The following is a 2,863-nucleotide window of genomic DNA, read 5'->3' on the forward strand; positions in this document are numbered from 1 at the left end:
AACGCCAGCGAGTAACTCAGAACCTGCCCGGGCCCGACCATGGTCCCGGCCCCCGGATCCACGCCCTTGGAAGCCACCAGATGGGGCGTGAGGGTCGCGCAGGCGGTGTTGTCCGACGTCGGGCCCTGCTCCTGGCCCGCCGGCAGCGCGACCGAGTTGAACAAGCCCGTCCCCGGCCCGGCGCACGCCGCCGGCTGGCTGGTGTTCGTGTAGCGGAACGTGACCGCGAGATCGAAGGTCTGCGTGACCCCCGCACCGATGACCGAACCGGCCGGTGCCAGCGCGTAAGGACCCGGTGCCGGGGACGAGCCGCCCGCAGGAGCCCCGGCCCCGGACGTTCTCCAGGAAGCCCCCGTGACAGCCAGGTTCGGGGCGAACGCCGGAGTGTCCGCCAGTCCACCGTAAGTCCCGGCCGCCGAACCGGTGTTCGCGACGGTGACAGTGTAGTTCGCGACAAAGGCGCCGTTCGCGTCAGGACCGGTAACCGCGCCGGCAGTCTTGGCGACGTTGATGATGGGCTGGGCGGTGTTGGACAGGGTACACGCGATGTTGGCTCCGGCAACCGGCGTGATGGCCAGCGATCCGGTGAAGGTTGCGCCGTTCGGCAACCCCGTCTGCAGGCCGAACGAGTCCGTACACGTGATGGTGCCGGCGTAGTTCGCTAGGTTCGCCGTTCCGGCGGCCGCTTCGGTCAGGGTATACGTTGTTCTGGCGGTGGCCACGTAGGCGCCGGTGGTGCCGGTTCCCGCAGTTACTGACGATCCCGTACCTGTCGTGGTCGAGTTCGCGGGGTTGTTGACCACCGTGCCCGTCGCACCGCCGGTGCGGATCTGCATCGTGAACTGGTCCGTTGCCGCCCCGCGCGGGGCTCCGAGCGCCTTGGTCAGGGTGATCCGCGGCGCCCGGACGGTCAATGAGGCGTTCGCCGGCGGGTTGAGGTTGGTCACGATGTTGGCCGGGCCGTTGACATACGTCCCTTCCGCTGCGGCGGTCACGTTGAACGTGATGGTGCAGGATGCCTGCCCCACGGCAAGATCACCGCCCGTGGCCGTGAAGGTGTTCGAGCCGGCGACTCCCGTTCTGACGAAAGCGGCACCACCCTGCTGGACACACGTGCCACCGATCGCGGGAGTCGGCGCGATCACGACGCCGGCGGGCAGCGTATCGGTGATGCTCCAGTCGTTCTTCGCATTCAAGTCATTGGTATTGGTCACGGTCAGCGTCACGGTGGAGGTCTGGCCGGGGGCGATGAGCGCGGGCGAGAATGATTTGTCCAACTGAGGGGTGACATCGACGATCTGGGGCAGGTCGAACGCCACGTCGTTGCCGCTACCGGTTGCTGTCGCGTTATACAGTGACAAGCCGAGCGATGGCGTGGACCCTGTCGGTATCTGATAAGCGGCTGACTGCAGCTTCGTCACCTGAGTCGCCCAATTCGTAGGGTCGGTGCACGGGTTCAGTCCGGAGCTCAGCAAAATCGGGTTGCCGTTCACGATGAGGGAAAACGTCTCTTTCGGCTGATTTGCGCCGCCCGCCGCAGGACAGTTCATAGCGGCGAAATAGGCAGAGACTGCGTAGTAATGCCCCGGAATGGCAGGAATTGCGTTCGCACTGGCCGTCTTGAATTCGGTGCCTGCGGCAATTTGGCCGGTCGGGGAGTTGGTGAACGCCGAAAGGGCCTGGTTGCTGGCGGCCTGTGCCGCGGTCTGGCCTTGCGCCAAACCGAGCTGCACGGCAATCTGCTGAAGGTTCTGCCACGCTGACGGCGCATTGTTCGCACATCCGCTGTCGGCTGACCATGACGGTTGCGGCGTAAATGAGTTGAGGATCCACCCATTGCACTGATTCCCGGCAGGCGTGTACTGCGGGTCCGCCGTGTACGTCATGTTGGCGGCGGCCGCACCACCGGTGTAGTTCAGGATGTTGATGGCGGACGACGTCGCGTTCTGGTTGCTGAAGTCCTCGGTGTAAACCGACGTACCGGCCTGGGGTACCCCCGGGGTTCCCGGCGTCGTCGCATATGCGGGTGAAGGCAGGGTGCTGCCCAAGCCAAGGCCGACAATCGTTGCTGTGAGGAGAATTGCCAGTAGCTTGGCTGGAAGGGACTGCTTCATAGGCTTTTCTTGCTTCACTTTCGGGAGCGGGCACACAGGTGGTCTCTAGCCATCAAGTGCGCGCTTCCCGCGATTCGTGTCGCAGAAAACAGGTTCAATTTTTGAATGAACTGGGGGAGAAACGACCACCCACTGAAACAGTGGGAGCAATTCGCGGATCGTGACGCGAAAGTTGGAAAGTATTTTCGGAGCGTGACATCGGCCGGGTCACACTCCGGGCGCCGCAGCCGCCTATTTTGCCTGGTTGCGTTTCCGGTGGCCGGTGAGCGTGAACAGGCCTGCGCTTGCCAGGACGAGGATCCCGCCGGCGGTCAGGGCCCAGGTTCCCACGCCGCCGGTGAGCGGCAGCTGGAATCCGGCGTTGGCCAGGACGTTGTCGATCGTCACGGTCACGGCGGAGGGGTCGGTGCTGGTGACCGTGGTTTCGACCGGCTGGGCGAGCAGGGCGTACCCGGTCGGGGCCTTAGTCTCGACCAGCCAGTAGGACTGGTAGCCGGGTTGGCCCGGGTTCACTGTCGCCCCGTTGGCCCAGTTGGAGTAACGCAGGCCCGAGATCACCAGGTTCCCGCTGGCATCGGTGGTCCAGGTGCCGGCACCGGAGATGCTGATCGCGTTGGTGCCGGCCAGGGCATCGGCCCGGCTCGGGTAGACCGAGAACACGGCGCCGGCCAGGGCGGCCGAACTCCGGGAATCCTGCTTGTGCAGCACGATGTTGCCCCACTTGGTCACCGCCACCGGGGGCGTGACCA

General features: G+C 65.1%; 2 protein-coding genes. Both read right to left on the reverse strand.

Annotated elements, in window-relative coordinates:
* Window positions 1-2,114: DUF7933 domain-containing protein (locus AB4Z38_RS25470; protein ID WP_441432299.1), on the reverse strand; the 2,114-nt coding region annotated here is incomplete at its 3' end.
* Between the two features lie 231 nt (window positions 2,115-2,345).
* Window positions 2,346-2,863: SpaH/EbpB family LPXTG-anchored major pilin (locus AB4Z38_RS25475; protein WP_441432300.1), on the reverse strand; the 518-nt coding region annotated here is incomplete at its 5' end.

Origin of the sequence: Arthrobacter sp. 2RAF6 (genome assembly GCF_052115205.1) — a bacterium.
GTDB lineage: Bacteria > Actinomycetota > Actinomycetes > Actinomycetales > Micrococcaceae > Arthrobacter.